Origin of the sequence: Paenibacillus sp. FSL R7-0163, assembly GCF_037969975.1 — a bacterium.
GTDB lineage: Bacteria > Bacillota > Bacilli > Paenibacillales > Paenibacillaceae > Paenibacillus_AQ > Paenibacillus_AQ odorifer.
This window is the reverse complement of record NZ_CP150224.1, coordinates 2,909,942-2,932,853: the sequence shown is the minus strand read 5'-3', so window position 1 is coordinate 2,932,853 and position 22,912 is coordinate 2,909,942. Positions and strand designations below refer to the sequence as shown.

The following is a 22,912-nucleotide window of genomic DNA, read 5'->3' as shown; positions in this document are numbered from 1 at the left end:
CTCATCAACAAATGGAGGTCTAACAATGGATATTTTAAAGATTGAACATCTGTCTAAAACATATGGTAAAGGCGAGACTGCAGTAAAGGCTCTGGATGACGTATCGTTTTCAATTAAAAAAGGTGAATTCGTAGCGATTATCGGACCATCTGGCTCAGGAAAATCAACCATTCTGCATTTATTAGGTGGAGTGGATAGACCGACAAGCGGCAAAGTATTTGTAGATAACACGGATATTTACGATTTGAATGAAACACAGCTGGCGATCTTTAGACGCAGACAAATTGGTCTGATTTATCAGTTCTATAATCTCATACCGGTGTTGACGGTCGAAGAGAATATCACACTACCGTTACTGCTCGATCAGCATAAGGTGGATAAGAAACAGTTTGCGGATACCGTGAAGGCGTTGAATCTGGACAATCGTTTAAAACATCTGCCGAATCAGCTATCAGGCGGACAGCAGCAGCGGGTATCCATAGGCAGAGCGTTAATTAGTAATCCTGCAATTATGCTGGCAGATGAGCCAACTGGTAATCTAGATAGCAAGAATAGTAGTGAAATTATTGAATTATTAAAAATGTTTAATAAAACGTACAATCAAACACTTATTGTTATTACTCACGATGAACGTATTGCCTTGCAAGCAGATCGGGTCATTACTATTGAAGATGGAAGGATCGCTAAAGATGAGGTGATTCGTCCGTGAATATCGTAAACAAATTAACTATAAGACATTTGAAACAGAATAAGCGAAGAACATTGGTTACTATCATTGGAGTCATTATTTCTGTAGCTATGGTAACGGCTGTCGCGACCTTAGGTTTTTCTTTTATGGAATTAATGAAGAAGCAAAGTATCTCGACAAATGGAGAATGGCATGTCCAATATAGAAATGTTACTAAAGCTCAGCTCAAAGCGATAGAAACAGATGATGCGACAAAAGCACTAGTGATCTCCAACGATCGTGGTTACGCCCCTTTAGAGGGTGGGAAGAATGAGAATAAACCTTATTGGTATATCAAGGAATATAATGCAGCTGGTTTTAAACAATTTCCGATTGAACTGCTGGAAGGTAGACTCCCGAAGACAAACCACGAAGTAGTCATTTCTGAGGAGATTGCAAAGAATGCAAAAGTCCCTTACAAGATGGGGGAAACTTTAACGCTTGATGTTGGTGAACGTGTCACTAGCGATGATGAAAATAGTGGCCAACCCCTATCTCAGAATGAACGATTACGGACTGAAGAGGACACCCTGCTTGAAAAGATTATTCATAAAAAAACAATGAACTATACGATTGTGGGAGTGATAAAGCGTCCTACTTGGGAACCAACATGGTCTCCGGGCTATACTGCCTTAAGTTATGTGGATGAAAGCTTGATTGGAGCAGCCGAAAAAACCACAGCGACGGTAGTATTAAACAAGGTGGATAGCTCCATATACAAGCATGCAGAGGAATTGGCAAAAGAAAACAATATCGAGTCGATCTCTTATAATAATAGTCTGCTCCGCTACTATGGTGTGACGAATAACGATGGCTTACGTAACACACTTCTTTCATTGTCAGTGATCATTATGGTTGTGATTATCATTGGTTCCGTTTCATTAATCTATAATGCTTTTGCGATCTCTGTCTCGGAGCGTGCACGTCATTTAGGGATGCTCTCCAGCGTAGGGGCTACAAAGTGGCAGAAGCAGAATTCAGTGTTTTTTGAAGGAATGATTATCGGTTTAATTAGTATCCCCATTGGGATCATTTGCGGAATAGCAGGCATCGGGATCACTTTTATGTTTATCAATTCAATGATTCAAGATGTATTAGGCATAACAGAAAAATTAACGTTAGTTGTTACACCTCTGTCTCTACTAACCGCTTGTTTAGTTTCAATACTGACAATTTTTATATCCACTTATCTTCCAGCCAGAAAGGCTTCAAAGATCTCGGCTATTGATGCGATCAGACAAACAACCGATGTTAGGCTCTCTGGTAAAGCTGTGAAAACATCCAAGTTCGTGCGCAGATTGTTTGGTATTGAAGCAGAAATTGGTTTGAAGAATTTAAAGAGAAATAAACGCAGGTACCAAGCAACCGTGTTCTCACTTGTCATTAGTATCGTTTTGTTTTTATCTGTATCAGCGTTCACTTCTAATATGACAAGGTCGGTAGAACTCTCACAGGATGGGTTGAACTATGATATCCAAGTATATATGGGGACTGAGGACGCTCAAAAAGTGGATCGGTTGACGAAATCGATATCCAAATTACCTAATATAACGGAATATAATGTGACTAGGGAACTTAGTGTGAGTTCATGGATTGATGAAAAAAATATGGCGAAAGAATTGCAAGAGATTGTGCAGGCGGATAAGAGTGTTCTAAAGAACGGGAAATATCCTTACTACATTCAGATTTATGCACTAAATGAACAGAGTTTGAAAACCTATGCAGAAACGGTCGGCACAAATTATGAACAACTAACGAAGCTTGATCAGATGACTGCTATTGTGAATGATACGGTTACTTTTGAGGATGAGAAAGCCAAAAAAATTGTCGAGACCAAAGCTTTTCACTCTGAAGTCGGCCAAAAGCTTGATCTTTTTTATACGGATTGGGATACAAAAAAAGAGACGGATTTATTACCCGTAAAAATTGCCGCTCTAACTGATAAACGTCCCATGGGTGTACATTCAGCAATGGTTGGTGGAATAAACATCATCGTCTCTGAACAAGTCTTCGATAAACTAACAAATGATACGATGAGTAAAGATATTCAAAGTCGGCTTAACTTGAACAGCACAGACCCATTAGCGACACAGCAAGCCATAGAGGAAATGAAAGAGCGTAATATCTATGTTCAAAATGTGTATCAAAATAGACAAAATAGTGAGCAGATGATCATGTTAATGTCTATTTTCACCTATGGTTTTATTGCTTTAATTACTTTAATATCGATTGCGAACATTTTCAATACGATATCAACTAGCATATCCCTTCGAAAAAGAGAGTTTGCGATGCTGAAGTCTGTAGGGATGACGCCAAATGGTTTTAATAAAATGATTAATTACGAAAGTGTTTTTTATGGAATAAAGTCATTACTTTATGGGCTTCCGATTAGTATAGTTATTATGTACTTGATCTATAGATCAATGATGAATAGCTTCTCTTATGGATTCACACTTCCGTGGATGAGTATCTTGTGTGTCATAGCGGCTGTATTTATCATCGTTAGCGCAGCCATGTTATATTCAAGCTCAAAAGTGAAAAAAGAGAACATTATTGATGCATTAAAACAGGAAAATATATAATTATTAGCCCATCATTGCCGCGTTTAACGCGGCTTTTTTGTGTCATATCTGACACGTTGGTATGTAAATTCTTATAAATTCCTATGATATAATGTACACAATTGAATTGATACAGATTATAACCACGAGGTAGGTGTCAACGAATTGAGAACAGTTGTCGTGATTGGCGGGGGAATTACTGGATTGTCTACCGCTTACTATTTACAGAAATCTATAGAGCATAACAAGCTAGATGTAAAAATCATTTTGGTTGAAGCCAGCGATAGACTGGGAGGCAAAATCAGAACACTAAAACAAGAAGACTTCATTATGGAGTCTGGGGCAGATTCTATTGTCACCCGTAAAACGAATGTTGCACCTCTGATTGAAGAGTTGGGTATACAAAATGAGGTTGTATATAACGCGACAGGAATATCCTTTATTTATACAGAAGGTAAACTGAAGCAAATTCCTAAAGATGCAGTCTTTGGCATTCCGCTCAGTATGGAGTCGCTTGCTACAACAGAACTGATCTCAGCTGAAGGAAAGGTTGAAGCACTCAAAGATTTCTACACTCCCAATAATAAGTTTACGAAAAACGATTCCGTGGGTGACTTTCTAGAAGCATTCTTTGGAAAAGAACTTGTCGAGAAGCAAATTTCACCGGTTCTTTCAGGTGTATATTCCGGGAAGCTAAGCGAACTTACAATAGCCTCAACGCTGCCTTATTTGATTGATTATAAGAATGAATACGGCAGTATTATTCAGGGTTTATCCGCTAATAAAGCCAAATTTCAAGGAAATGGCGATAAGAAGTTCATGTCATTCAAGGGAGGTGTATCTGCCTTGATCGATTCTATGGAAGAACATCTTTCTAATTCGGAGATCATCAAAGGGATTCGTGCCGAGAGAATTGAGAAACGTGGAGAGCAGTACCGGGTAACTTTGGCAGATGGACGAATCATAGACTCCGATGTTGTCGTACTTGGAACGATGCATTCTACTGCACAAGCGCTACTTCAAGACGAAGAACTAAATGAAGATTTCAATCAGTTATATAATAGTTCAATGATTAGTGTATATTTAGGATTTAATATCCCTGATAGTCAGTTGCCTGCGAATGGCACAGGGTTCATCACTGCCAACAGCGATGATGTTCTATGTAATGCGTGTACGTGGACAAGTCGCAAGTGGGAGCATACGTCAGGACAACAGCGTTTGCTTGTCAGACTCTTTTATAAGAGCTCAAACCCTCATTATGATTCGTTGATCAAGCTATCTGAAGAGGAACTATTGAAGGTGGCTTTGAAAGATATACAGACCAGTCTCGGGATAACAGGACAGCCAGCTACCTATGATGTGACCAAATGGCATGATGTAATGCCAAATTACCATAAACTTCATCATCAAATTGTAGTATCCTTAGAGAAGAAGATGACAGATAGGTATCCTAATGTTATCCTTGCCGGATGCTCTTATTATGGAGTTGGTATTCCGGATTGTATTGCGAATGGAGAAAAGACAGCTGAGCGTATTTTGGAACAAGTAACTATACAATAAAAAGGAGGGTGTACAATCGTGAGAAGATTAGCGATCAGCTCTATGCAAAGTCTAGACTTATAAACAACGGCGGTTGTTTGTATAGAGCGAAAAATTGAGTTTACCGCTAGTGCAGTGTGCATGGGTTGTTTACAGAATAGACTTTGCTACCTTCAAACTCATTAAAAAGTTTAAGGAGCAGAGCGATTATGAAATATGTAAATGCAGATACGATTTTCCCAAAAGAATTATTAGAGGAAATTCAGAAATATATCAACGGTGGTATGGTTTATATCCCTAAGCCTGAAGAATCACATGTAAAATGGGGCGAAAAATCAGGGAGCAGAAAATACTTAAGATCTAGAAATATCGAAATCTGTCTAAGATTTGCTGTTGGTGCAACGGTTGACCAGCTTTCAGATGAATATTGCCTTTCTAGAGATAGTATCAAGAAAATTGTTTATTCAAAAAAATAGCTTATCATCCAAAAAAACCACGTTAGAGGAAACTCTGACGTGGTTTTTGGAATTTGATTATAATTTAATCTTAAATACCATAATAGAGCAATAACCATAGTGCATAGTATCAAATATCGACCAAACCTTTTCATTTTCAATCATCCTTATCTATTGATTTTGTATTTACTGGTAGCAATCCCGTATTACATAAACTTACTATTCCTCCCTGAGTTTTACTATAAAGTGTTTTTTCTCAATTACCAACTACTTTTTGTGCTTAAATCTCTATACATCGATTGGGAATGATTACTGAATTAATGAAGTCAAATATAAAGATAGATAGGGCGACAACCTGTATTTTTTGATACAAGTTGTCGCCCTATCCATTAAATATGTAATGCTATACGATTTGTTTATTCATATTCAAAGAGGCTTCAAATGCATCAATTATATACAGGAATCGTTCTGCTTCTCGGAATACATGATCCGCAAGCAATGGATGGATGATGCTCTTTATTCGACATTCCTCAATAAGATCTCGTGCCGTTTTCTTAAAGTCACGGAGAGATTTAACTGAGACTTTATTCTCGTCAAGTTGCTGACTGAGCAGGGGTTTGGTTTGGGATTGAGGACGCATGGAGCTAAGATCAATAGCTTGATACAGCAAAACATCAAAGTCATGGCTGAAATTTCTTGCTTGTTCAACAAGTTGACGTTCAGAAGGGTCCAATAAATGACCAATGAATTTAGCATGGTCTGCCATTATACGTAGGAAGAATACATTTTCATTAATAATTGCGTCTGGTAAAGGATCTAACCTACCCTGATTCAGTTCTTCCAGTCGATTTCGAAAATAGTTGGCTTCCCTACTGACATGATCCACTAATAAGGGGAAGTTCGTTCCGCCTGGAAGCTTACATTGTAGAATTAGACCTAGTATTTTTCTTTTGAACGCCCAGATATGTGAAGCTGCACTATGAACTTCCTCATTAAACTTCCGTATTACTGCTGGATCAGAATCCACAGTAAATCCGAGTGATCTATTCTCTATGGCTTCGAATGTGGCATAGAAATGGTTTGCTTCATTAATTAGTTGCGTGTCTTCACAACGAAACCCTAATTTAAGAAAAAAAGAGTGTTCTTTCATGATTCGTGACCAGAATCGTATTTCATCTAGAGATCTCGAAACAAAAGGATCCGGCATATCTGAGCACACCTCCCATTTTTATACAATTATAATATGCTAGAGGTTTGTACTATATCCGCAGAAGTTAAGGCGAGTCGAGTATATAGAAGTACAGGTACGCTTAGCTTAATTATCAAATATAAATGGTGACATTATATAAAAATTAATTCTAATCGAATATGGCATATAACTAGAGCGAGGTCGTAATTATACTGAGAAAAGAAGTAATTATGGAGAAGAAATTGTGGGGGATGTTGGAGATTAAGTTTGTTCCTGAACCATTGAAGATAAAAAGTTATTCTGCCATAATATTTTAACGGAAAGTACTTACAGAGTATACAAAAGATAATTATACAGAATGTTATTTGAGTGATCTCCATTAATATATTCAAAAATTCGATAGAAGGTAGGAAGGTAACGATATGAATATCACAATCACCTTAACTGATAGTGCCTCGAAGTTTATTATTAACAACCTCTACCCACTATACTTACACAATCTATCAGAAATATGGGGGACGATTCCTAATCAATACGGGGTATTCGAGGAGGACGAGACACAGACACTGAAGGAACAGAATAAAGTCTTCGACATTTGGTGGGAGAAAGCTGGCGTTTTGTATCCTTATTTAATAAAAGAAAATGATATTCCAGTAGGATTTGCATTAGTTGCTACACCGCCTTACACACCGTCTGCTTGTGAATTCTATTTGAATGAATTTTTTATTCTACGGCCCTTCCGTGGTAAGGGAATTGCTGAATATGCAGCTAAGGAAGTCTTTAAGCTTCATTTGGGTAACTGGGAGTTGCAAACAAATCCCACGGGCACAAATGGGAGAGCACAGCATTTTTGGAGGAAAACTTTAAAAGAATACACTGGTGATAGTTATTTAGAGGAATGCGGGAAGTCATATGATGATGAATTAAAGATGATTTTTACATTTAGTAACCAATCAAAATTATCGAATTCATAAAAGGGGATTATTTCGAAGTTATGTTTAAGAATTCATTCCTAAAAGCGAAAGCTTATAAGTACAGTTCTTTGCAATATTTGGATGTTGAAGAGCTGGAACTACAGGCGCCTGAGGATATTCTTATTGATGAACCTGGTGTGTTTATATTATGTAAATCGGTTGATGAGGGTCATAATATTCACTGGGCTGCCGAGTCTACAGAATTATTTAGGACTGCACTAATAGATCTGACCAGTAAGTTTATTCAATTACCTGTGGGTGGAACTCATAGAATGTATATCGAATTTATACATCCAGATCTCATGCCAGTTATGGAGTCTTTGGGGTTCAAGATAGTTAGTCAGTTTATTGATTTCTGGAATGAGGATATCTCAAAGAAGATCACCGATCAAGCAGAATCACCATTCATAAGAAACATTGAGCCTAAAGACTATTTACAGGTTAGTATGATCACCAAAGCATGTATAAATCTTTCAAGAGGTTTCTATGGTGAAGAGTTGGATTTCATACAAACATGGAATGAATCGGATCATTCTTGTATTCTTGTAGCAGAATTGAATAAAAGCATTGTTGGAGTATGTTTATTGAACATCTACGGATTTGAAAATGAAAAGGGACCTGTGTTATGGCTTAGAGAATTAGCTGTAGATCCGAAATATCATAACCAAGGTATCGGACATAAGTTAGCTGTTGAAGGTATACGCTGGGGGAATAACAACGGCGCTAAGCGGAGTTTTCTAGCAGCAGATAAAGAAAATCGAAATGCGATCAGAATCTATAATAAAATGGGGTATAACCATAAGGACGAAGTAGGGCAGATTAATATGGCTTTAGTGCTTGGAACTGAAGAGCCGATCTAACTATCATAGTTAGATCGGCTTTTGTTGATCTTAGCTATTTGATGCGTTTAACTTGCAAATATATGCTTACCAATTTTTAAGTTTTGCGGACGTGACCAGATCCATGCACTTGTTGCTGTATCCGGATTGAAATAATAGATTGAATGGTTTGTGGGGTCCCAACCTCGAACAGCATCAAGAGCAGCTAAATAAGCTGTCTGATTTGGTGTAAGCCAATACTGACCGTCAGATACGGCTGTGAAAGCTCCTTTTTGGAATACAACTTCTTTAATATTATTTGAAAATTGACTTGATTGTATACGATTCATGACTACTGCACCCACTGCAACTTGTCCAACATAAGGCTCACCGCGAGACTCACTGTAGATAACTTTAGCCAAAATATCCATTTCATTAATATTAAGCGTGTGTTTTTTTAAAATATTCCAAGTTTTTGTCCCCGAAATTCCATCAGCGCTTATTCCATAGGCCTTTTGAAATCTAGCAACCGCTGCTTTCGTTTGTGATCCGTATACCCCATCTAAGGGCTCAGTGTAGAAATCAAGGGTTTTTAATCTATATTGTAGATCCCATACATCTCCTGAAGAACTTCCTATGGTTAATACCGGAGCTGCATTAGCAGAACCGATCATAGTAGCCATGCTCACCAGACCCCAAAGAAGCAACAAAGTGAATATTTTAGTCTTCATTATAGCAGCCTCCTTTCAGAAAACATTATAAATATAGTTTAATCATTGAGACAACACTCATTTAATGGAAAATAAATTACTGTTTTACAAACTGTGAATCCTTAGTTCAGTTTGTGATTTTCTGAAATGGGTAAAATAATACTTATAGGCAGATAAAATTTCGGAGGTCTTTTATATGAAAAAGCAATTATTTCTACTAGTCGTCGCAGCTGCTTTCAGCTTAAGTGCTTGTAGTAATGACAATAGCTATGGCAATCAAATGTCTTCTAACGATACACAAATGGAACATAACTCACATTCAAGTTCAGGTGAAGTTCCAAAAGATCTGCGGGTAGCGGAGAATCCTACTTACAAAGTAGGAAGTGAAGCTGTGATCCAAACTGACCATATGGAAGGGATGAAGGGAGCCATTGCGACAATTGTGGGAGCTTATGAGACGACAGCATATAATGTTTCCTATAGACCTACTACAGGAGGTCAGCCGGTCACAAATCATAAGTGGATTATTCATGAAGAAATAAAAGAAGCAGATGATATATCCTATCAACCAGGCTCAGAGGTTATTATGGAATCTGATCATATGAAGGATATGAAGGGTGCAACGGCTCAGATTAACTCCGCAGAAAAAACCATTGTCTATATGATTAATTACAAACCTACTACGGGTGGAGATGAAGTGAAAAATCATAAGTGGGTAACAGAAGATGAGCTTTCACCTGTAAAATAATAGATCAACACAAAAACTGCAACTTACTCAGTTACGCATGAGTACGTTGCAGTTTTTGTTGTTTTATAGTCAGCTTCAAAGTAATTTGCGGTTAGGCTTTATCCACTGCAAGTTTTGAAGATTTCATGTTTGACGGGTCCTGTTCAGCTTCTTCAGGAACTGGCATTTGGTTAGAAGTACGAAGTGGAAGCTCCTTCAGGAAGAAGACAAGCACGAAAGCTACAACAAGCACAATGGTCCCGGTTAAGAACACGGATGACAATGTCTGTCCTAAAGCGTCACGGATCCCCTCAATCATTTGTAAGAAGATAGGCTGTACATCGGTTGGCAGACTAGCTTGAGTCTGTTCAAGCAATGGTTTGTTCATTAATGCCTGTGGATTAGCGAAGGAGAGCATTTGCTCAGCAAGTTTTGGATCTATCTGTGTGAAATCCGGTGCTGATGACGATTGCAGAGCTTCCTTCAAGTTTTTGGTAAGACTATTTGACATAACGGTACCCATGACTGCGATACCGATCGTACCGCCTAAATTACGGAATAATTGTGAGGAGGCCGTTACTACACCCAGTTCTGTGTGTGAAACCGCATTTTGAGTAGCTAGTGAGAATACTGGCATTCCCAATCCTAACCCAAGACCAAACACAATCATACTTAGGACAGCCATCGGTACATTATTCATAAATACCATAATTGTCATACCAGCAATCATAATGGGTATTCCAATTAATGCGTAACGTTTATACTTCCCTTTTTTCGCCATCTTTTGTCCGGTAAGGGCACTGGCTACAACCATAACGATCGACATTGGCATAGTAACATACCCTGCATATGTCGCGGAGATCCCCAGAACACCTTGTACGAAGAAGGAAAGATAGATCATAGCTCCCATCATACCGAAGTTCATAATAAAACCAATAATATTAGATATGGTAACTACGCTATTCTTAAATAGATGAAGCGGAAGAATTGGATTTTTAGCTTTGGATTCGACCAAAATAAAGAGAAGTGCCGAAACGACCGTTCCCGCCAACAGGCCGAGAATTTGCGAAGAACCCCAATCATATTCTGTACCTGCCCAGGTGAAGGCAAGCAGTAGAGGCACGATGGTAGTTGTCATTAGCAAGGAACCTAAATAGTCTATGCTTGTTGACTCCCCGCGTTTGCCTTTAGGAAATAAGGTAAGAATCATCACGAAGGCTACTACACCAAGCGGTAGGAAGATCCAGAACAGCCAATGCCAATCCATATTGTCAATCAAAAAGCCACCAAGCGTTGGTCCAAGCACACTGGAGAAGCCGAATACTGCCATCATCAACCCCATCCATTTACCACGTTCACGCGGAGGAAATAAGTCACCTACGGCAGTAAATGCGGTGGATTGAATAATACCTGCACCTACCCCTTGAATCCCACGGTAAATGATAAATTGATAAACATCGGAAGATGTACCTGTCAGAAAAGCCCCAACCATAAATAAGAGAATACCTGCTAATAGAAAGGGTTTACGTCCGAACATATCAGATAACTTACCGACAAGAACGGTTGCTATTGTTGATGTTAATAAATAAATGTTAATAGTCCAAGTATAGTAATCCATGCCATCAAGAATTGCGATTATACGCGGCATAGCAGTACTTGTAATTGTCTGATTAATCGCTGCGAACAGCATTGCAGCCATAATAGCTATCATAATACTAAGTTTTCGTTTGCTGGATAAATGTTCCATTCGATTGTTTCCCCGCCACTTTTAAAATTTTATCTCTTGTCTAAATCAGAAATTATTACTGCGAAAATTCTTCTTAAATGCTCAATATCTTCATCGGGCAGTATCTTAAAGTAAGATTCCATAAGTTCTTGATGGCGTTCCTGCACCTCTTTAATCGTTGCTTCTCCTTTCTGCGTAATGGTGATGTGTACAACCCTTCGATCATCTTTGGCGCGTTCCTTATTTACGTATTCTTCAGCGATTAATTGGTCTGTTACGCCTGTAATTGCTGCTGAGGTAATACCCAGAGCTGCAGCAATCTGTGATACGTTTTGTGGACCGTTCTTAGATAAAGTCCTGAGGGTTTTGAACTGTGTAATATTTAAGGGGTAGTCTTGTTTGTTCCAATCTTGGGAGATTCCTTTTAAAAAGGATTTGAACATAGTAGAAATCTGAAGAAAATCTTCATTATTAGCCAAATCACGCCTCCTAAAGTTATGAAATAGGGCGGAATAAGTAATTCCATTAAATTTTAGATAACAACTAAATGATTAACTACTTAATTATTAAAGCGTGAAACAATATATCATCCTTTTTTATATCTCGTCAAGAAAAGGTTTGTTTTTTTCGAATGAAATAGAGTGTTGTTGTTGAAGTTCGTTCCTGAGCTAATGAATTATTTGTTATACTGTGTACAGTTATCTTTATTATTATTTCATTAAAAAGGAGCATTTATTTGAATCTAGCAACTCCTGTAACACCTATTCAACTTATGCAAGTACTTCTAAACGTTTCTGTGATTCGCCCTGTTTTTATCTGGGGGGCGCCTGGTATTGGGAAATCTTCGCTAGTAGAAGCTTTTGCTGATCAGGTGGGCCTTCCTTGTGTGTCACTATTAGGTTCTCAATTAGCACCTGAAGACATCATTGGAGTCCCGCAAATCGTTAACGGTAAGAGCCAATTCTGTCCTCCAAAAATGATTGCTCGGGATGAACCATATTGTTTGTTCCTGGACGAGCTTAATGCCTGTTCTCAAGAGGTGCAAAAAGCTTTTTATAGTCTCATCCACGAACGCCGCATCGGCGATTATCACCTACCTGAGGGCTCTATAGTAATAGGAGCTGGTAACCGTGCACAAGATAGTGCAATTGTTAAACCTATGTCCTCCGCGCTTATCAATCGGATGTTCCATATACAGTTAAATGTATCGTTTCAGAATTGGATCTCTTGGGCATATGAGCATAGCATTCATCCTATGGTTATTGAATATCTGGAATTGCGTCCCGATCATTTGTGGAGTGCACCTCCAAAGACTGAAGAGCCTTTCTCCACGCCACGCTCTTGGCATATGCTTAGTGATGCACTACATGAGTTTGGCGATGATATAAATGTGGATACCGTGGGGATTTTAGCGAATGGTTCACTGACACCTTCTCACGCCACACAATTCAGGGCTTTTTATAAAAATCTAACTGGAAAATATGAACTTAATCAAATTATAGATGGTAAATCCTCATTTCCAACGGCTCCAGAAGATCGGGATCTCCTGTATTTTCTGGCGCAATCCTTGCGTGCCCAGATTATCAAAGAACTCCCTCCGATTAAAGATAACGTACGAGATGGACATCGCCAATTTGCACATACGGTTAAAAAGCTGATTAAAGACCTGTCCGTCATTAGCTTTGAAATTGCACAGCTAGTAGTTGCTAAGCAGGAGCAAAGTGATAATATTCCAGATTGGTTAATGGTTGAAATTGTACGTGATTTACCACGTCTTGCAATAAAAGAGCGGGGGTAAATATGGCTAAAAAAACAACTCCAGATAATCCCGCTTTGAAAAATTTTAATGAAGCATGTTCGTTAATCGCGGATCATCCTATTTTTGCGCCGTTATCTGTTCGAGCTTCGATTATCCATAATGAAAATAGTCCCTATCCTGAAGACGGCTGGGCAATTGTCACTAATAACGGTTATATTTACACTCATCCTAAACGGCGTGGCGAGGTTGCTGAATGGATGTACGTTTTGGCACATTGTTTTCTTCATTTAGGTCTTGGACATTTAAAGATTAAAGAGAATCAAGTGGCGTGGAACGTTGCATGTGATGTGTACATAGCAAAGTTTTTAAATGACTTGAAGTTTGGGAAAATACCCGCAGATATGGAGTCGCGAATTGATCTTACAATTAAAGATGAACAACAGCTTTACGAGCAATTTATGATAAAAGGAATTCCGGACAACTCCAGATATTTTGGGACTGCGGGTGTTTCAAAGCCGGACATGAATGTTCGAGATGCCACCAAAAGATACTGGGGAAAAGCGCCGGATTGGGAAGCCTATTTTGCTTATGGGTTATCTAATGCTGTGACGAATGCAGTAAGTGTTGCTGGAGGACATGCTAATACTATTAGTGACCCTGCACTTTCATTAACAGCTCCACAACGGGCAAAACGATGGTTTATGGACAGATATCCTTTATTAGGAGCGCTTGCCGCCGGCTTTGAGATTATAGAAGATCCAGCGATATGTCGGCGATTAGATATTTCCATAGCTGCCATTGACGTTATTGATCGCAAAATATTCATGAACCCTGCAGCTGGACTAAACGATGAGGAGTGTATTTTCGTGATGGCGCATGAGCTTCTGCATGCGGGGCTTCAGCATCACGAGCGATGTCTTGGCCGGGATCATTATCTTTGGAATGTGGCTTGTGACTACGTTATAAATTTATGGCTAGTGGAAATGAGTGTAGGGGAGTATCCGCGAATTGGACTCTTATTAGATCCTGAGCTTAAAGGTTTATCTGCTGAAACGATTTATGATCGTATGGTCGGAGATATCCGCACTTATAAGAAACTGGCAACCTTGAGAGGGAATGGACTCGGTGACATTTTAGATAACGGTTCATCAAGTTTTTGGGATGCGAGAGAAGGACAGACGTTAGATGATTTCTGTAAAAATGCTATGCAACAGGGACTTATGTATCATGAAGAGCAAAGTCGCGGTCTTTTGCCATCAGGCCTAGTTGAAGAGATTAGAGCGCTGGGCCAGCCACCTATTAAATGGGATGTAGAGCTTGCTCGGTGGTTTGATCATTATTTTTCACCGCTTGAGAAGACCAGATCTTATTCACGAATTAGCAGACGTCAATCTTCTACGCCTGATATCCCTCGACCACAGTGGGTTCATAGCGGTGCTGCAGATGATGGCCGTACTTTTGGCGTTATTTTAGATACCTCAGGCTCAATGGATAAAAAACTTCTGGCCAAAGCATTAGGGGCCATTTCAAGTTATGCGCAGGCTCGTGATGTTCCTTTTGCACGGATTATCTTTTGTGATGCTTGTCCTTATGATGCAGGTTACATGCCCCCCGAGGCTATCGCGGATCGGGTACAAGTGAAGGGAAGAGGGGGAACGATCTTACAACCAGCTATTGATTTGATTCAACAAGCTGAGGATTTCCCGAAAAAAGGACCGCTTCTAATTATTACAGATGGTTATTGTGACAAGCTGATCCTTAAAAGAGACCATGCTTATATTTTGCCCAAGGGTAATGACTTGCCTTTCTCACCCAAAGGACCTGTATTCAGAATTAATTAGGGCTTAGAATAAATTTAGAGCGAGGTAACAATGGATATGAATCCCCCCAAACATATTCTTTCAGCAGCTACAGTTGTATTCAATGATCAAGAAGAAATCTTATTAATAAAAGGTCCACGTAGAGGCTGGGAGATGCCAGGCGGACAGGTTGAAGAGGAGGAGTCCCTTATAGAAGCAGCAATCAGGGAAGCCAAAGAAGAATCGGGCATTGATATAGAGATTAATAAGTTCTGCGGAGTTTTTCAAAATGTTGATCGATCTATTTGTACTAACCTATTTCTAGGGAATGCCATCGGCGGCGAACCTGCTACTAGTTCCGAGAGCTTAGAAGTTGGGTTTTTCTCGATAGAACAAGCATTAGAAATGGTCACATGGAAAAACCTCAGACTGCGGCTGGAGTATTGTCTAAATGATGAGGTACAGCCTTTTTACGTAGAGTTACGGGGTACAGAAGTTGAAGAAATTATATTTAAATTAGAAAACCAGCAAACTTTTTAGAGGTCCTCCTGCGTCCTAGCTAATGAGTGTCATCGGAAGGCACTTATAAATAGAGATGGAGGATGACGAGATATGAACAAAAGAACAAAAAATCTATTTAAAATGAGTGCAGTGGGATGTGTAGCCATTATGGGAGTGAGTGCAGCTTCTTTACCGGTTCATGCTATGGTTTCCACACAAGTAACAGCTAATGTTTCTGCGGCTTTACCGTCCAAGACACCAGCCCTTGCTGGCATTAAAGTACAAGAAAAAGTACTTAACACAACAAGTAAATACCTGATTGCAGATTTAAAAGTACCTCAGCTAACAGGAATGCTGGATACTCATTATCAAGATGAACTGAACGATATTATCCTCTCTCATGCTGAAAAGGATCTGGCACAGTGGGAGAAAGACGCTGCAGAAATGGGCAAAAAAGCACAGGCTGATCAAATGGAATTTCATCCTTATACTCTTTACATTACTTATGATCTGAAATCAGATGGAACAGGTTCTCCAGCAGGCGTTATCTCCTTGACTGTTACTACTGAAGGTTCTGAAGGTGGAACAAGCATGCCGCGGATCGATACTTATAATGTGAAAAATATAGCTGAGGCAGAACCTGTTACACTAACGGATCTACTGGGCGCTAACTACAAAGAGAAGCTCGATGCAGACATTCTGGCAGAAATTAAAAAGGATTCAGATAAGTATTTCTTAGAAGAGTACACAGGAACTTCAACTGAGCAGTCGTTCTATATCGATAAAGGTAACTTAGTAATCGTATTCCCTAAATACAGCATTGCACCAGGTTATGTAGGTTCACCAGAGTTTCGGTTCAGCTTAAATCATAGTTCAACGGATACAACCAAGCTAGATTTGAAAAAAGTAGCTACTTTCACGAATAAGAAAGGCGTGCGCATGGTATCGCTTCGTGATGTGGCCAGTCAACTAAACTATGAATTGAAATGGAATCAGTCTACCAAAACCGCTGAATTGATGAAAGGTGCACAGTGGACAAGTGTTACGCTTAACAAAGATTCATACTTCTTCGCAAAAATGACTCCTAAAGCTTTAGGTGCTGCACCTGTTCTACAAGATAACAAAACCTATGTACCTGTTCAATTCGTATCAGAAATTCTACAGGTTGAAGTTCAGAAATAACCTTTTAGAAGTTTGTGAAAGTAGTTAGATTTTTTAAAAACATCCCGCAGGGTAATTCTTGCGTGGGTGTTTTTTTTACTTTTGATAACAGAATAACCAGTTAAAAGAACTTTTTGTGCTACTCCTGCGTCCTGCCTATGAACAACAAATTAAGGGTAAGGACTGAAACAGAATGAATGACAACAAGCGTTATATGCCTGGAATTGATGGACTAAGAGCTTTTTCTGTACTCGCTGTCATAGCCTATCATTTGAATTTGAAATGGGCTGGGGGTGGACTGCTGGGAGTGGGAATCTTTTTTGTGATCTCGGGTTATCTCATCACAGACCAAATCATTAACCAATGGGAGCGTCATCGAAGATTGGACCTTCTGGACTTTTGGATACGTAGAGCACGGAGGTTGCTGCCGGCGACGATAGTCATGCTGATCGTTGTCACCTTATGGCTCTTAATCATAGATCCCACGAGATTAAATGGGCTGACAGGAGATTTCATGTCATCACTATTTTACGTTAATAACTGGTGGTTAATATTTCATGATGTTTCGTACTTCGAAAGCTTTGGACCTCCTTCACCGATCGGACATTTATGGTCACTTTCTATTGAAGAACAGTTTTATATTCTATGGCCGCTGCTGCTCGTATTAGGACTAAAGATCATACCTCGTCGAGGTAAACTTACTGCCTGGATTCTGGCTTGTGCTGCTGTCTCAGCTTTAGCCATGGCTATGTTCTATGTACCGGGCACAGATCCAAGCAGGGTCTATTATGGAACAGATACTCGCATATTTGCACTTCTAGTTGGAGCGGCGCTTGCCGTTGCATGGCCTAGTCAGAAACTTAAAAATACAGTCACAGAAAGATCTCGTTATATGTTTGATATCATTGGTGCTCTGGGACTGCTGGTATTAATGGTGCTAGTTTACCGGATTAACGAATTTGATGAATCACTATATCGTGGTGGATTTTTGATCATCTCTATCATTACTGCAGTAGTGATTGCCGTGCTTGCTCATCCTGCCAGTTCTCTTGGCCGGAAAATAGGCTGCAAACCTTTGCGATGGATAGGTGTACGTTCATATAGCTTATACCTTTGGCATTATCCCGTAATTATTCTTACCAGCCCTAATGGGAATCCAGATGAGAGCGGCGTGCTTCGTATGATCCTTCAGTTAGCAGGAAGTTTTCTACTGGCAGCCTTATCATACAAATATGTGGAGGAGCCGCTCCGGCGGGGATCATTAAGAAACATTTGGAACCATTGGAGTGCGAAACAACGCCGCAGCTACCGCCCAGTCTTTCTTATGACCATGATCTTTTTGATTCTTATTCCGATTGCCTGCAATGGATATTTATCCAATGCTGAATCTGACACGCCTACAATCGAAGTTGCAGATAAGCAGAATGTACAGCAAGAAGGAACAGCGCAAGATCCAATAGATCACAACTCATTGGCACCACCCGTAGAAAAAGATACGACGGATGTTGAGAAGCAAAAACCTGACACTGAAGAGAAACAAGCTGAACCAGAAAGAAACATAGCGATAACCGAAAAAAATCAAACCGGAAAGAATATTACGGCCATTGGCGATTCTGTCATTTTGGATGCGGCACCATTTTTGGTAGAAAGTCTCCCTGGTATTGTTATCGATGGAAAGGTCGGCAGACAGATGCTGCAGGCACAGGAGGTGGTTGATCAGCTTAGAGCAGAAGGACGGTTAGGGAAGCGGATGATCATAGAGCTGGGGACGAATGGAGCTTTTAACTCCAAGCAATTACGTAAACTATTAAACTCGTTAAGCGATGCGGAGCAGATTATTTTGGTCAATACACGTGTGCCGAGAAAGTGGGAGCAGACTGTGAATTCCACCCTTTCAAAAGTTTCCAGTGAATTCAGGAATACGACCATAGTAGACTGGTACTCAGCTAGTGAAGGAAAAGACGACTACTTCTACAAAGATGGTGTTCATCTGAAACGTGAGGGTGCCAAGTATTATGCATCAATTCTAATTAAAGCTTTGGAAAAAGAAAATAAATAATTTATTTGGAATCTCCAAACTTTTTTATACTCACCAAACGTCTTACTCCTGTTACAACACCAGATCACAAACAGAGAAGGATAATCGACCATGTTGAATAGGAAAACCGAGAAAATATTGACGCGATGTATCAAAGAAAACAAAGAAAATGTATACCGGCTTGCTTACAGTTATGTGAAAAACAAAGAGGATGCCCTCGACATTGTGCAGGATTCTATTTATAAAGCGATGACACGGATGGATTTGCTAAAGGATCACGATGCCGTGAAAAGCTGGTTTTACAGGATTGTCGTGAATACTTCCTTAGACTTTTTGCGCAGAAACAAGAAGGTTCAGACGATGGAGCCAGAGATAATAGAAACCTATAGTCCGGCTGTTGAGGATAACTATACAGATATGGATTTGAAAAGAACACTGGAAGAGCTGCCGGCGAAATACCGAAGTGTGATCGTGCTTAGATATTTTGAGGATATGAAGATTAATGAAGTGGCTGAAGTTCTTAATGAGAACACCAATACAATAAAGACAAGGCTGTATCAGGCCCTTCAGTTATTGCGAGTGAAGCTGGATGATGAAGCCTTAAAGGAGATAAAGTAAGATGGACGAAAGAATACAAGAATTACATAAAGAGTATACCGATATTCCCATTCCGGATGAACTTGATTTGATTGTAAACCGCTCTATAAAGCAGTCACTTAAAGCCAATAGAAAAAAACACACAACAACTAAGTGGGTGGCTAGTGTTGGAGCGGCCGCAGTTATTTTTCTAGTAGCCATAAACACCAGTACAACCGTAGCTAGTGCATTATCTTCCATCCCAGGCGTTGATCGGATAATAAAAGTGCTAACTATTAAAGAATACGTTGTAGAAGAAGAGAACTACGATGCTAATATCAAAGTTCCAGCCGTAACGGATATGGAGAACAAAGAACTGGAGCTTGGATTGAACAGCAAATATTTAAGTGAGAATAAAGCACTATACGAAAAGTTCCAAGCGGAGATCGAAGCGTTGAAGGAACAAGGTGGGGGCCATTTGGGGCTGGATGTTGGTTATGAAGTGAAAACGGATAATGAGCATATTTTCTCCATTGGCAGATATGTTGAGGAAACCGCTGGTTCATCTTCAATGGAAGTTACTTTTGATACGATAGACAAAGAAAATCAGATCCTTATTACATTACCAATGTTATTTAAAGATGATCAATACATTGAGCGCATCAGCGAAAATATTAAAGAACAGATGATTGCTCAAATGAAAGCAGACTCTGAGAAAGTTTACTGGATCCCTGAGTATGGCGATGATGTGCCAACGGATCAGTTTACATCCATTACGAAGGATCAAAGCTTTTATATCAATACCGAAGGTAAGCTTGTGATTGTGTTTAATAAATACGATGTCGCACCGGGTTATATGGGCTCCGTTGAATTTGTGATACCAACCGCGGTGCTTGCTGATGATTTGGTCAGTCAGAAGTATATTCAATAAAAGAATTCTGGGAATAACGTCATCTGCGTTCCGAAACTCTGCGCAAAAGTTGATAAATGTGGAACTAGCGTCATCTGAGTCCAAAAGTTTAGCCAAAACTCTTTGTCAAAGCCTTAAACATCGTTTGATGTCATTATTTTACGGGGGACGCAGCAGCTATCGGACTCAGCTGACCCTAAACGCAGCATTATCGCACTTTTGCAATCCTAACGGACCGCATCGTCGCTATTGGCACGAAAAACACTCCCCAAGCACTCTTTTCTAACGAATAGCTGCACTGGGGTCCGAAACTCTGCGCAAAAGCTGATAAAAGCGGAAATAACGTCATCTGGGTCCGAAAGTTTAGACGTAAATAAATCGCTCTACTGCCGCAACGGTAGCATTAATATCCGGGTTAGAATTATCGATCAACGCAATATTTTCAGCCGGGAGCGGCCATTCTACCGTACGGTTGCCAAGAGAAGTGCGGAATTCATTCCAATGCTGGAACTTCCATTCATCTAGTGGTGATTCTCTGTCTTGAATTCGTTCCCGGTACAATTCCTCGTTGGCTAAACCTACCAAGACAACCTTGACTTCAACATCAAGGAGGGAACGTCCGATCCGAACTAACTCATTGCTGATCCAGTCAGGATTGGCTGCCTCTTTGGTGAAGGGACCAACCACAAAAGCATCGACGTCCAAGCCTATATTATCCAGCGCAGCATCCATAGTGATTCGATAACCTAAATCGCGGCATAACCTTTTGTACTCTGCTGAGTCTCTATCTGCCGGATCCAGTCCGTGTAAAGTCATTATGGCGTCGGCAGCAGGCCGTAGCAGAATATCCATATCGAAAAATGGTATCTTGCGCCGCGAAGCAATCGCTTTAGCTAACGTTGTTTTGCCTGCTCCAGCTGGACCAAGAAAAAATACAAGTTTATTCATTTCTAATTCTCCTTAGTTCTCAAGTCAACTCCAAAGTGTATCTATGCATACTATCATATAAAAGATGACGAGCGATCGCCAGCGCAAACCTAATCTCGGCAAGTGACGGTCCACAAAAACTAAAATTGTTCGCAAATTAGCCTGAAAAATGATAATTTTTTGCTTCTCCATTGAGTTTTTAGTTAATCCTGCTTATAATATAGCGAGAAAAATAAGAAAAAGGTGTCCATAAATGAGCATATTAAATGTTGAAGGATTAAGTCATGGCTTTGGGGATCGTGCGATTTTTAAGGATGTTTCATTCCGTCTCCTAAAAGGCGAGCATATCGGATTATTCGGCGCTAACGGCGAAGGAAAATCCACTTTTATGAATATTGTTACAGGCAAACTGCAACCTGATGAGGGTAAAGTCGAATGGTCCAAGCGGGTGCGTGTTGGCTACCTCGATCAGCATGCTGTGTTAACCAAAGGAATGACGATTCAAGATGTACTGAGAAGTGCCTTTCAATACCTGTTTGATCTTGAGCAAGAGATGAATGATATGTACGGCAGAATGGGTGACGTTTCACCTGAAGAGCTGGAAAAGCTGCTTGAAGAAGTAGGTACCATCCAAGATACACTTACAAATCAAGATTTTTACATGATTGATGCGAAAGTACAAGAAACTGCGCGTGGACTAGGGATCACTGACATTGGATTGGACCGTGATGTAGCCGATCTTAGTGGTGGTCAACGTACCAAAATCTTGCTTGCGAAGCTATTGCTTGAAAAACCAGATATTTTGCTCCTCGATGAGCCTACGAACTATCTGGATGAGCAGCATATTGAGTGGCTGAGACGTTATCTTCAAGAGTATGATAATGCCTTTATTCTGATCTCTCACGATATGCCATTCTTGAACAGCGTTATTAACCTGATCTACCATATGGAAAATCAAAAGCTGACCCGCTATGTGGGTGATTATGAGCAATTCCAACAAGTCTACGAAATGAGAAAACAACAGCTTGAATCTGCTTATAATCGTCAAAAGCAAGAAATAGCAGAGCTGAAGGATTTCGTAGCTCGTAATAAAGCCAGCGTGGCAACCCGTAATATGGCAATGTCCAGACAGAAGAAGCTCGACAAGATGGAGATCATCGAGATTGCCAAGGAGAAACCGAAACCACAGTTTAACTTTAAAGAAGGTAAAACTGCGGGCAAGATGATTTTCGAAGCAAAAGAATTGGTTATCGGCTACGATTCTCCATTGTCCAGACCGCTTAATTTGCTGATGGAGCGTGGACAGAAGATCGCGTTGGTTGGGGCAAACGGAATTGGTAAAACAACTTTGCTGCGCAGCATTTTAGGTGAAATCTCTGCATTGTCCGGTTCGGTAGAACGTGGATACCATCAGGAGATTGGCTATTTTGAGCAAGAGATGAAGGAAGGCAATTACAAGACTTGTATTGAGGAAATCTGGGACACGTTCCCGTCTCTGTCACAATTCGAAGTACGTGCTGCCCTTGCTAAATGCGGATTAACTACGAAGCATATTGAGAGTAAGATTGCTGTTCTAAGTGGTGGGGAAAAAGCCAAAGTGCGTCTATGTAAGCTCATTAATAGCGAAACCAATATTCTCGTATTAGATGAGCCGACAAACCACTTGGATATCGATGCCAAAGATGAACTGAAACGCGCTCTAAAAGCATACAAAGGAAGCATTCTTATGATTTCTCACGAACCCGATTTTTATCAGGACATCGTAACCGATATCTGGAATTGCGAAGATTGGACGACGAAAGTATTCTAAGTATA

20 protein-coding genes are annotated in these 22,912 nt (G+C 39.9%); 15 read left to right on the top strand and 5 right to left on the bottom strand.

All coding sequences use genetic code 11. The features are described from left to right. The first annotated feature begins 25 nt into the window (after positions 1 to 25). The 4 genes from NST45_RS12870 to NST45_RS12855 all read left to right on the top strand — a co-directional run bounded on the left by NST45_RS12870 (position 26) and on the right by NST45_RS12855 (position 5,303). Positions 26 to 709, top strand: coding sequence for an ABC transporter ATP-binding protein (locus tag NST45_RS12870; protein WP_036678042.1), 684 nt, complete (start codon positions 26 to 28; stop codon positions 707 to 709). Then, positions 706 to 3,309, top strand: coding sequence for an FtsX-like permease family protein (locus NST45_RS12865; RefSeq protein ID WP_339825849.1), 2,604 nt, complete (start codon positions 706 to 708; stop codon positions 3,307 to 3,309). The genes NST45_RS12870 and NST45_RS12865 overlap by 4 nt, the downstream gene beginning before the upstream one ends. Before the next feature lie 144 nt (positions 3,310 to 3,453). Then, positions 3,454 to 4,848 (top strand): protoporphyrinogen oxidase, encoded by a 1,395-nt coding sequence (locus NST45_RS12860; protein ID WP_339825846.1) that lies wholly within the window; start codon positions 3,454 to 3,456, stop codon positions 4,846 to 4,848. 188 nt (positions 4,849 to 5,036) lie between these two features. Then, complete coding sequence (locus NST45_RS12855; RefSeq protein WP_038570858.1) at positions 5,037 to 5,303, top strand: CD3324 family protein; 267 nt, start codon at positions 5,037 to 5,039, stop codon at positions 5,301 to 5,303. Positions 5,304 to 5,685: 382 nt separating this feature from the next. Here the strand turns inward: NST45_RS12855 and NST45_RS12850 are convergent, their stop codons facing one another. Next, entirely contained in the window at positions 5,686 to 6,489 is an 804-nt protein-coding gene (locus NST45_RS12850; RefSeq protein WP_036678028.1) for a DUF2935 domain-containing protein, read from the bottom strand. 404 nt (positions 6,490 to 6,893) lie between these two features. Between NST45_RS12850 and NST45_RS12845 the strand changes: the two genes are divergently transcribed. Both NST45_RS12845 and NST45_RS12840 read left to right on the top strand, forming a co-directional pair. Further along, on the top strand, positions 6,894 to 7,445 hold the full coding sequence (locus NST45_RS12845) for a GNAT family N-acetyltransferase (protein ID WP_339825843.1): 552 nt from the start codon (positions 6,894 to 6,896) through the stop codon (positions 7,443 to 7,445). A 20-nt stretch (positions 7,446 to 7,465) separates the two neighbouring features. Then, entirely contained in the window at positions 7,466 to 8,305 is an 840-nt protein-coding gene (locus NST45_RS12840) for a GNAT family N-acetyltransferase (RefSeq protein WP_339825840.1), read from the top strand. Positions 8,306 to 8,352: 47 nt separating this feature from the next. On the opposite strand, the gene NST45_RS12835 is transcribed toward NST45_RS12840, so the two are convergent. Next, on the bottom strand, positions 8,353 to 8,946 hold the full coding sequence (locus tag NST45_RS12835; protein ID WP_339826159.1) for a cell wall hydrolase: 594 nt from the start codon (positions 8,944 to 8,946) through the stop codon (positions 8,353 to 8,355). 223 nt (positions 8,947 to 9,169) lie between these two features. On the opposite strand from NST45_RS12835, the gene NST45_RS12830 reads away from it, so the two are divergent. After that, positions 9,170 to 9,721, top strand: coding sequence for a YdhK family protein (locus NST45_RS12830; protein ID WP_076099292.1), 552 nt, complete (start codon positions 9,170 to 9,172; stop codon positions 9,719 to 9,721). Between the two features lie 91 nt (positions 9,722 to 9,812). Here NST45_RS12830 and NST45_RS12825 read toward each other — a convergent pair whose 3' ends face one another. Then, the gene (locus tag NST45_RS12825; protein ID WP_076099291.1) at positions 9,813 to 11,447 is read right to left on the bottom strand and encodes an MDR family MFS transporter; all 1,635 of its coding nucleotides are present in this window, start codon (positions 11,445 to 11,447) and stop codon (positions 9,813 to 9,815) included. A 29-nt stretch (positions 11,448 to 11,476) separates the two neighbouring features. Next, positions 11,477 to 11,905 carry a MarR family transcriptional regulator gene (locus NST45_RS12820; RefSeq protein ID WP_339825837.1) on the bottom strand — a complete coding sequence of 143 codons (429 nt, stop codon included), beginning with the start codon at positions 11,903 to 11,905 and terminating at the stop codon, positions 11,477 to 11,479. Between the two features lie 257 nt (positions 11,906 to 12,162). On the opposite strand from NST45_RS12820, the gene NST45_RS12815 reads away from it, so the two are divergent. The 7 genes from NST45_RS12815 (at position 12,163) to NST45_RS12785 (ending at position 20,191) form a co-directional block, all read left to right on the top strand. After that, the gene (locus NST45_RS12815; protein WP_036678009.1) at positions 12,163 to 13,224 is read left to right on the top strand and encodes a MoxR family ATPase; all 1,062 of its coding nucleotides are present in this window, start codon (positions 12,163 to 12,165) and stop codon (positions 13,222 to 13,224) included. Between the two features lie 2 nt (positions 13,225 to 13,226). After that, a complete protein-coding gene (locus NST45_RS12810; RefSeq protein ID WP_339825834.1) occupies positions 13,227 to 15,026 on the top strand; it encodes a peptidase in 1,800 nt (599 codons plus the stop codon). A gap of 36 nt (positions 15,027 to 15,062) precedes the next feature. Next, on the top strand, positions 15,063 to 15,524 hold the full coding sequence (locus tag NST45_RS12805; protein ID WP_052097483.1) for an NUDIX hydrolase: 462 nt from the start codon (positions 15,063 to 15,065) through the stop codon (positions 15,522 to 15,524). A 72-nt stretch (positions 15,525 to 15,596) separates the two neighbouring features. Beyond that, on the top strand, positions 15,597 to 16,667 hold the full coding sequence (locus NST45_RS12800) for a stalk domain-containing protein (RefSeq protein WP_339825831.1): 1,071 nt from the start codon (positions 15,597 to 15,599) through the stop codon (positions 16,665 to 16,667). A 172-nt stretch (positions 16,668 to 16,839) separates the two neighbouring features. Beyond that, a complete protein-coding gene (locus tag NST45_RS12795; protein WP_339825828.1) occupies positions 16,840 to 18,705 on the top strand; it encodes an acyltransferase family protein in 1,866 nt (621 codons plus the stop codon). A gap of 90 nt (positions 18,706 to 18,795) precedes the next feature. Then, positions 18,796 to 19,302: a sigma-70 family RNA polymerase sigma factor gene (locus NST45_RS12790; RefSeq protein WP_036678001.1), complete on the top strand. Its 507-nt coding sequence runs from the start codon at positions 18,796 to 18,798 to the stop codon at positions 19,300 to 19,302. Position 19,303: 1 nt separating this feature from the next. Beyond that, positions 19,304 to 20,191, top strand: coding sequence for an RsiV family protein (locus NST45_RS12785; RefSeq protein ID WP_036677997.1), 888 nt, complete (start codon positions 19,304 to 19,306; stop codon positions 20,189 to 20,191). A gap of 342 nt (positions 20,192 to 20,533) precedes the next feature. On the opposite strand, the gene NST45_RS12780 is transcribed toward NST45_RS12785, so the two are convergent. Continuing rightward, positions 20,534 to 21,118 carry an AAA family ATPase gene (locus NST45_RS12780; RefSeq protein WP_076099287.1) on the bottom strand — a complete coding sequence of 195 codons (585 nt, stop codon included), beginning with the start codon at positions 21,116 to 21,118 and terminating at the stop codon, positions 20,534 to 20,536. 232 nt (positions 21,119 to 21,350) lie between these two features. Between NST45_RS12780 and NST45_RS12775 the strand changes: the two genes are divergently transcribed. Continuing rightward, positions 21,351 to 22,907: an ABC-F family ATP-binding cassette domain-containing protein gene (locus tag NST45_RS12775; protein ID WP_036677991.1), complete on the top strand. Its 1,557-nt coding sequence runs from the start codon at positions 21,351 to 21,353 to the stop codon at positions 22,905 to 22,907. Positions 22,908 to 22,912: the final 5 nt, after the last annotated feature.